The sequence below is a fragment of the Collinsella sp. AM15-2 genome, from assembly GCF_003471985.1.
Classification (GTDB): Bacteria; Actinomycetota; Coriobacteriia; order Coriobacteriales; family Coriobacteriaceae; genus Collinsella.
The window spans coordinates 41,794-49,429 of the sequence record NZ_QRKO01000015.1 but is presented as its reverse complement, the minus strand read 5'-3'; the positions used below and the strand labels follow the sequence as shown (position 1 = coordinate 49,429).

The window sequence follows — 7,636 nt, the reverse complement described above, 5'->3', positions numbered from 1 at the left end:
CGCCGTCGCCGGACGCCTGCCGCTCGGGCCCGCTCCGCTTGCGGCCGCCTGGGCGGGCATCGTGCTGGGCAGCTTGCCCCTCTACGCGCTGGGGCTCGGCGTGGCCCTGCGCCTCGGCCGCAACGCCGCCATCGGCGGCGGCGCGGCGGGGGCGCTCCTCGCGTTCTTCTCGGTGGGCGGACTTGCACACGGCCTCATGACCGGCGAGCTCACCGGTACCCTGGCGACGCCCCTGGGCTGGGTGCCGCTCGCCTGGCCCGCGCGCCTGGGGTCGCTCGGGGTGGAGGCCTTCATCGACGCCGCACGCGCGGCGGGCCCTCTCCTCACGACTGCGCTCGCTGGCCTCGCGCTCACCCTGGCAGCCGCCGCCGTCCTTCTCGCCTGGTTCTGCCGCTTCGAGGACGGGAGGGCAGATGCGTAGGAGGCCGCTCGCCGCCGTGCTCGCCCTCCTCTCCGCAGCGCTCATCCTGGGCAGGAATGCCCTGCTCGACGCCGGCTGGGGGGGGTCGGCGCTGCGCTCGATCGCCGACCGCGTGCTGCCCAACCTTGAGATCGCCATGTGGGCGCCCGCGCTCGGGCCCGGCAGCCACGCGAGCTTCTACGCCGACGCCACCGGGGCGGGGGCGAACTACGTCTACCTGGTGGACGCGGCGGACGACAGGGGCAATGTCCGAGAGCTCCAGCTCATCTTCTTCGGGCGGGAGTCGGACGGCGAGGGCTGGCTCGGGATCGAGGCGCGCGGCGGCTCGGGCGTGCGCTACCGCGCTTGCGAAGCGGCTGAGGCGCCCGCGGCTGCGCGCAGGGCTCTGGACCGCTGAGCGCGGCGTTAGTACAATTCCGACGAGAGTTTCAGGAGGTCGAACATGGCGAGGATACTGGCAGTGGATGATGAACGGGCGATCCTCGACGCGCTCGCGCGCGTCCTCGGCCGCGACGGCCATGAGGTCGTCAGGGCGACGGACCCGACGGCGGTCCCGGGGATGGACCTCTCGCGCTTCGACCTCGTGCTCTGCGACGTCATGATGCCGGGGCTCGACGGCTTCGAGCTCGTGCGGCAGATCCGCCCGGACTTCGACGGGCCCATCGTCTTTCTGACCGCGCGCGTGGCCGAGGAGGATGCCGTGGCCGGCTACGGCCTGGGCGCCGACGACTACGTCCGCAAGCCCTTCGGTGCCGCGGAACTGCGCGCCAAGGTCGCGGCCCATCTACGCCGTGAGCGCCGGCCGCGCTCGCACGCTCTCTCCTTCGGGGAGGTGCGGATCGACCTCGGGGCGCGCGACCTCGCCGTGGGCGGCGAGACCGTGCCGCTCACGCCCACCGAGTACGCCATCTGCGAGTACCTCGCGCGCCACCCCGGGCAGGTCATGAGCCGCGCGCAGATACGCGAGGCGGTGCTCGGCTGGGAGAGCGACGCCGACGACGCGGCCATATCCATGCAGGTCAGCCGCGCCCGGAGGAAACTCTCCGAGGCCGGCGCCGATCCGATCGCGACCGTCTGGGGGATGGGGTACAAGTGGCAGCTCTGAAGATCGGGGCGCGAGGTCGCGGGGGCATGCCACTCTCCTTCGTCATCGCGCGCTACTTCGCCTACGCGTTCGCGGCGGTCGCCACGGCGTGGCTCGCCTCGTTCATGGTGCTCTCCGTGGCGATCAACGCGGGCATCGTCTACGAGGCAAGCTGGGGGCCGGCCAATGTTCGCGAGGTCGCGGAGGGCCTGGGACGCGACGGCGTCTGCGGGCAGCAGGACGTGCCGACGGCGTACCGCTACCTCATCCTGAACAAGGACGGATACGTGCTGATGACAGACCTCGAGGGCACGCGGCTCGAGGACGCGAAGGAAATGGCCCGTACGGCACTCGCCGCGGAACCGGGCACAGTGAAGATCGAGGGCGGGGGTTCGGGCCTCACCTACGCCGCGTTCCCGCTCAAGGACGGCGGGGCATGCGCGCTTGTCAGCGAGTACCTGCCGCAGTGGGTCTCGCGCGATCTCGCCGGCCTGCTTCCCAACCCGCAGAACCTCATGCTCGTCGGCGTCGCGGCGGGAAGCGCGCTCGCGCTCGCGCTCGTGGCGCGCCGCGCGAGCCGCGTGATCTCGCGCAAGATGGCGCCGCTCGCGGAGGCGGCGGGGCGCGTCGGCGCGGGGGAGCTCGACTTCGCGGTCGGCAGCACCAACGTGCGCGAGGTGAACGACGTCCTCGCCGCGATGGACGCCATGCGGGCCTCCCTTGCCGAGTCGCTCGAGGCCCGCTGGGCCGCGGAGCGGGGGCAGCGCGAGCAGGTGGCGTCGCTCGCCCACGATCTCAAGACGCCGCTCACCGTGCTGCGCGCCAACGCCGACTTCGTGGCGGAGGAGCTGGAAGACGAGAAAGACGCCGACCTCGCGGCCGCCGCGCGCGACATAGCCGGCAGTGTCGAAAGGCTCGACGGCTACGTGCGCCTGCTCATCGAGGCCTCGCGCGGGTCCGGCGGGGCGGAGAGGGCCCCCATGCGGCCGGCCGAGCTCTGCGAACAGGTCCTCGCCGAGGCCGCCCAGATCGCCCGGGCGCGAGGCGTGACGCTCAACGCGGCCACGGGCCCCGCTGTCGCGGGCGCGCCCGAGGCCCCACTCGACCGAACCGCCCTGGCGCGAGCCGCCGCGAACCTTGTGGTCAACGCCGCCGAGCACGCGCGCTCGCGCGTGGCGGTCTCCTGCGACGTCGCGGGCGGACACCTCGTCATCGAGGTGTCCGACGACGGACCGGGCTTCTCTCCCGCCGCCCTCGAACGCGGCTGCGAGCGCCTCTTCACAGACGACTCCTCCCGCTCCTCACGCGACGGAGGCCGCCACTACGGGCTCGGCCTCCACGTCGCCTCCGAGGCCGCGAGCGCCCACGGGGGCTCCGTCTCGCTCGCCAACAGCCCCTCGGGCGGCGCGGTGGCCACCATCGCGGTCCCCCTCTGCGGGGCCTGACGACTTCCTCGTTGTCTACCTCGACTGCGATATGTCGCTCGCCGAGGCCGCGACGAGATGGTGTTGCGTCTGCTCCGCTTGGTGCTTCTAGCTCAAATTTGATCTGATGTAAGGCCCGTGCAATCCTGCATGGGCCGTTCTTTTGGCAATTGCTCGACCGATTCGTGGCTTGAAACACAAATTATCGAGTTAAGGAGACATGGGGTCACACAGCGGCTCTCAGAGCGCCCGCCGCACTCCCCCGCCATTACCCTGCGGCGTCCTCGTATAGAGCCCATCCTGCTTGGCGTTTCGTTGCAACTGCCAACTTGTCCACCGATCAAGTGAACTACTGGAATAAATACAGCGACACGCTTGTCCGTTATAGTCGCTATATCTGTGTTAATCGCCGCGATAAATACAGCCTGTACTCGGCTGCATACCAGCTACGCGTATGTAGATTCATATCGCGTTAATAAATCGGCTCAAGCGCGTGCAAAACGCGCAAGTAGCCGCAAAAGGCGATTATCGCGTAGGTAGATTTTTGGCACCCTGTTGCTTACTGAAAATTAAGCAATTGCTTAAAACAAAAAAGGTCAGGCGCTAAGTGCCTGACCTGCAAACTTCTGGTCGGGACGACTGGATTCGAACCAGCGACCCCTTGACCCCCAGTCAAGTGCGCTACCAAGCTGCGCCACGTCCCGAAGCTTTTGTTTGTTGCTCTGCTTTCGCTCGCAACAGGGAGTATATTAACCCGAAACTTTGTCCTTGTGCAAGAACTTTTTTACAAATTTTGAAGCAAGTCCAAAATTGTATCTGCGAGCTGGGGTTTTGTTAGTACGGGTAGTTCTTGCGTACCCGCTATGCTCACGATCCAAGCCTTGTTGGTGTCGGTTCCAAAGCCCGAATCGGCGCGTGAGACATCGTTGGCGATAATGGCATCGCAGCCTTTGCGGGTCAATTTGCGCTCGGCGTACTCGACGACGTTATCAGTCTCGGCTGCAAAGCCGATTACGAGGCGATCGCCCTTTTGGCGTGAAAGTTCGGCCAAGATGTCAACGGTCTCGACGAGCTCGATTCGATCCAGGCGCTCGTTGGCCTTTTTGAGCTTATGGTCCGCTGGGGCCGCCGGCGTGTAGTCGGCGACGGCGGCGGCGCAAATGGCCGCGTCGGCCGTCTGGAAGGCGCTCAGCGCTGCCTTGAGCATTTCTGAGGCGGTCTGTACGTGCACGCACTCCACACCGCGGGGAACGTCGAGCGATGTCGGTCCCAGCACGAGCGTGACGGCGGCACCGCGACGTGCGGCCTCCCCCGCCAGGGCGATACCCATCTTGCCCGAAGAACGGTTGCCAATGAATCGCACCGGGTCGATCGGCTCGTGCGTGGGGCCGGCGGTGATGACGATGCGCTTGCCCGTCAGGTCTTGCGGCACGGGGTTGAGCACCTCACAGACAGCCTCGACGATGTCCTCGGGCTCGCTCATGCGCCCCGTGTCCACGTCGCCGCAGGCAAGGTAGCCGCTGCCGGGTCCCACCACATGGACACCGTGCTCGCGCAGCGTGGCCATGTTGGCCTGCGTTGCCGGCGCCTTCCACATGCCGTTGTTCATAGCGGGTGCGATCACGATGGGTCGCGGCGTTGCCAGCAGCGTGGTGGAGATGAGGTCATCGGCGATGCCGTTGGCCATCTTGGCGATAATATTGGCCGTCGCGGGCGCCACGACCACAAGATCGGGCTCCTGCGCCAGCGAAATGTGGTGGATGGGGTCGGAGGGATCGTCGAACAAGCCCACGGCGACCGGCTCATTGGTGAGCGCGCGGAAGGTGAGCGGGCCCACGAACTCGGTGGCATGCTCGCTCATAACGACCTTCACGCGGGCGCCGCGCTTTTGCAGCAGGCGCACGATATTGCACGACTTATAGGCGGCGATCCCGCCGGTAATGCCCAGCAGGATCGTTTTTCCCTCAAGTTGCATTGAATTGTTGGGTGCCGCCGTCATCGTTAGGCTTCCTTGCTGGGGAGCACGAGCAGGCGGTGGCAGTACGGGCAGTGCGTAATCTCACTGCCGTCGTGGTTGAGGTCGCTCATGGACGACGCCTGCAGCGCGGTGTGGCAGACCGTGGGGATATTGCCCTTGATGGTCTCGACGGCCAGGCCGCGGAACTGCTTGAGCAGACGCTCGTAATCGGTGAGCACGTCGGTCGGCAGCATGGCGGCAAGCGCGATGCGCTCCTTGGTGGCGGCATCGATCTGAGCCTGCAGATCGGCAGCCTTGGCGCGGGCGGCCTTGGTATCGGCCTTCACGCCCTCCTCGAACTTGGCGATGATGGCCTGCGCGCGAGCCTCGCGGTCGAGCGCCTCCTTGTGGGCGACGACGACGTCCTTGCGGGTGTGCTCGATCTTGTCCAGACGCTTGGCCAGGGTGGCGAGCTCGTTCTCTAGGTCCTGAACCTCGCGGTAGTCGGAGCCGTCGACATGGCGCTTCTTGGCGGCCTCGATGGCGTTGTTGGTCTGAATCTCGGTGGTGTTGAGATCGTCGAGCTCAATGTCCAGATCCTTGCGCTGGGCGTAGAGCTTGGTCATCTCGGACTTGAGCTTCACATAGGTCTTGCGCTTTGAAGCGAGCTCCTTGAGCTCCGGCATATTGGCAAGTTCGCTCTTGTTGCGGGCGAGCTCCAAATCGATCTGTTGCAGCTTGAGTAGCGTAGCGCCGGCGCTCATAAGTTCTCTCCTTTTGTCACAGTCCACCATTGGCAAGGGTTCAGTATTTTAATCGCATGACGGGGGTTGACCCCGGCGTCAACTGCAGAGTTCATCAATATATCAACGAACGGTTCCTCGGAGCGGTCGTGACCGAGCAAGATCACCGGCAGCCCGCGCAAGGCAAGGTCTTGCGCCACGTGGTAGCCCGCCTCGCCCGTCACGACAACATCTGCGCCCGCGGCGATAGCAAGCTCTCCAAAGTCGCCCAGGGAGCCGCCCAAAATGGCGACGGTTCGGCACGGGTGCTCGGCTTCACCCCATACGCGCGGGTTGCTGCCGAAGGCCGTGGCAGCACGGGCGGCAAGATCGCGCAGCGTGCACGGGTCGTTGAGCGTTGCAAGCGCGCCCAGGCCGGTGGTCTCGGGGTCGTCCACGTGCTCCAGTGAGCACACGGGTGCGGCACCCAGCAGCTCGCTCAGGCAGATGCGGGCTTCGTGCGAGCGGTCCAGGTTGGTGTGGAGCGAGATAATGCTCACCCCGCAGCGGGCAGCTTCGTAGAGGGCCGCGCTGCACTGGGGTCGTGTGGCATCCGCCGGGCAAAAGGCCTCGGGTGCCTTGATGTATATGGGATGATGCGTCAGCAGCACGTTGGCGCTTGCTTCTTGGGCGCGGCGAACATTAGCCTCGGTCGCATCGAGTGCGCAGGCAACGCCGGCGATCTCCGCGGCCGGATCGCCAACGGAGAGTCCTACGTGATCCCAGCCCTCGGCGTCCGCCTTGGGATAGCGTGCCAGCAGCGCGCGCTCAAGCTCGGCGACGATCATGCGGCGCCTACGATCGAGAGTAGCGTCTGGGCAAATTCGTCCAGATCGCCCGGATTCACGCGGTCATCAAAGGAAATGCGCAGTGCGCCCAATGCCTGCTCGCGACCGATGCCCATCGCGCTCAAAACGTGGCTGGGGTCCATACTGCCGCTCGAGCATGCCGAGCCTGCCGATACCTCAAAGCCGGCAGCGTCGAGCTTGATGATGAGCTCCTCGGAGTCCATGCCGTCAATGTAGATCGATACCATGCCGGGCAGACGGTCGGCATGCGCATAGTCGCCCATCGTGGCGTGAATGCGCGGATGGGCCGTAAGCGTGGCGTAGAGCTTGTCGGAAAGGGCTTGCAGCTTCTCGCGTTCCTCGGCCACATGGGGCGTCAGCGTGCGGGCGGCAGCGGCAAAGGCGAGCTGCGTGCGCAGGTCCTGCGTGCCGGCACGTCGTCCGGCTTCCTGTCCACCGCCAAAGATTCGGGGGCGCAGCGGCGTGCGGTTCTTAAGGTAGAGCGCGCCGGATGCCACAGGGCCGCCGATCTTATGCGCGGCAACGGACATGGCATCGACGCCCAGCTCGGTGACATCGAGCGGAATATGCAGATAGCCCTGGATGGCATCGGTGTGGAAAAGGGCGCCCACGGTATGCGCGGCCGCGGCAAGCTCGCGGATGGGCTGCACCACGCCGGTCTCGTTGTTGGCAACCATGATGCTCACGAGCGCCACGTCGTCGCCTAGTAGCTCGACAAGCGCGGCAGGCTCAATGTAGCCCGCGCGGCAAGGCGTCGCCAGGTCGACGGTAAAACCGGCGGCACGCAGCAGCGGCAGGTTGTCCAGAATCGAATCGTGCTCGATGGCAGATACGATCACGCGGTTACGCTTGCGATCGCGCTGACGGGCGCCCTCGGCAAGACCGAGCAGCGCCAGCTGGTTTGCCTCGGTGCCGCCGTTGGTCAGGATTATCTCTGATGGGCGGAGGCGCGCGCCAAAGCTGCGGGCAATCTCTCGACGCGCCACTTCCAGGCGTGCAGCGGCCTTGCGGCCGAGCGAATGCAGCGAGTTGGGGTTGACGCCGGCAAGCTCGCTGTCGTCGTACTCGCGCTGCGCAAGGAGCGCCTCGGCGCGCATGGGCGTCGAGGCGGCATAGTCAAGATTAACGGGTATGCGGTTTTGACCTGCGGTCATAAGGG

At 66.1% G+C, this 7,636-nt stretch carries 7 protein-coding genes, 1 tRNA gene and 1 pseudogene; 4 read left to right on the top strand and 5 right to left on the bottom strand.

Annotation, left to right across the window (positions count from 1 at the left end; all coding sequences use genetic code 11):
• The 4 genes and pseudogenes from DW171_RS10175 to DW171_RS07410 all read left to right on the top strand — a co-directional run.
• Positions 1–421 (top strand): annotated as a pseudogene (locus tag DW171_RS10175) (lantibiotic ABC transporter permease); the annotation flags it as partial.
• A 16-nt stretch (positions 422–437) separates the two neighbouring features.
• A complete protein-coding gene (locus tag DW171_RS07420) occupies positions 438–818 on the top strand; it encodes a hypothetical protein (protein ID WP_199586906.1) in 381 nt (126 codons plus the stop codon).
• Positions 819–863: 45 nt separating this feature from the next.
• On the top strand, positions 864–1,526 hold the full coding sequence (locus DW171_RS07415; RefSeq protein WP_117842661.1) for a response regulator transcription factor: 663 nt from the start codon (positions 864–866) through the stop codon (positions 1,524–1,526).
• Positions 1,514–2,950, top strand: a complete 1,437-nt coding sequence (locus DW171_RS07410; protein WP_118270857.1) for a sensor histidine kinase KdpD — start codon at positions 1,514–1,516, stop codon at positions 2,948–2,950. Before DW171_RS07415 ends, DW171_RS07410 begins: the two co-directional genes overlap by 13 nt.
• A 606-nt stretch (positions 2,951–3,556) precedes the next feature.
• Here DW171_RS07410 and DW171_RS07405 read toward each other — a convergent pair.
• The 5 genes from DW171_RS07405 to DW171_RS07385 form a co-directional block, all read right to left on the bottom strand.
• Positions 3,557–3,633: transfer RNA gene (locus tag DW171_RS07405), tRNA-Pro, on the bottom strand.
• Positions 3,634–3,713: 80 nt separating this feature from the next.
• Positions 3,714–4,928, bottom strand: coding sequence for a bifunctional phosphopantothenoylcysteine decarboxylase/phosphopantothenate--cysteine ligase CoaBC (gene coaBC, locus DW171_RS07400; protein WP_233539134.1), 1,215 nt, complete (start codon positions 4,926–4,928; stop codon positions 3,714–3,716).
• Between the two features lie 2 nt (positions 4,929–4,930).
• Positions 4,931–5,650, bottom strand: a complete 720-nt coding sequence (locus tag DW171_RS07395; RefSeq protein WP_118270856.1) for a zinc ribbon domain-containing protein — start codon at positions 5,648–5,650, stop codon at positions 4,931–4,933.
• Positions 5,647–6,456 (bottom strand): Nif3-like dinuclear metal center hexameric protein, encoded by an 810-nt coding sequence (locus DW171_RS07390; protein WP_118270855.1) that lies wholly within the window; start codon positions 6,454–6,456, stop codon positions 5,647–5,649. The genes DW171_RS07395 and DW171_RS07390 overlap by 4 nt, the downstream gene beginning before the upstream one ends.
• A complete protein-coding gene (locus tag DW171_RS07385) occupies positions 6,453–7,631 on the bottom strand; it encodes a cysteine desulfurase family protein (protein WP_118270854.1) in 1,179 nt (392 codons plus the stop codon). The genes DW171_RS07390 and DW171_RS07385 overlap by 4 nt, the downstream gene beginning before the upstream one ends.
• Positions 7,632–7,636: the final 5 nt, after the last annotated feature.

Excerpts from the sequence above, each read along its gene's own strand:
- DW171_RS07390 (WP_118270855.1), bottom strand. The coding sequence starts at position 6,456 with ATGATCGTCGCCGAGCTTGAGCGCGCGCTGCTGGCACGCTATCCCAAG.
- DW171_RS07415 (WP_117842661.1), top strand. The coding sequence starts at position 864 with ATGGCGAGGATACTGGCAGTGGATGATGAACGGGCGATCCTCGACGCG.
- DW171_RS07385 (WP_118270854.1), bottom strand. The coding sequence starts at position 7,631 with ATGACCGCAGGTCAAAACCGCATACCCGTTAATCTTGACTATGCCGCC.
- DW171_RS07395 (WP_118270856.1), bottom strand. The coding sequence starts at position 5,650 with ATGAGCGCCGGCGCTACGCTACTCAAGCTGCAACAGATCGATTTGGAG.
- coaBC (WP_233539134.1), bottom strand. The coding sequence starts at position 4,928 with ATGACGGCGGCACCCAACAATTCAATGCAACTTGAGGGAAAAACGATC.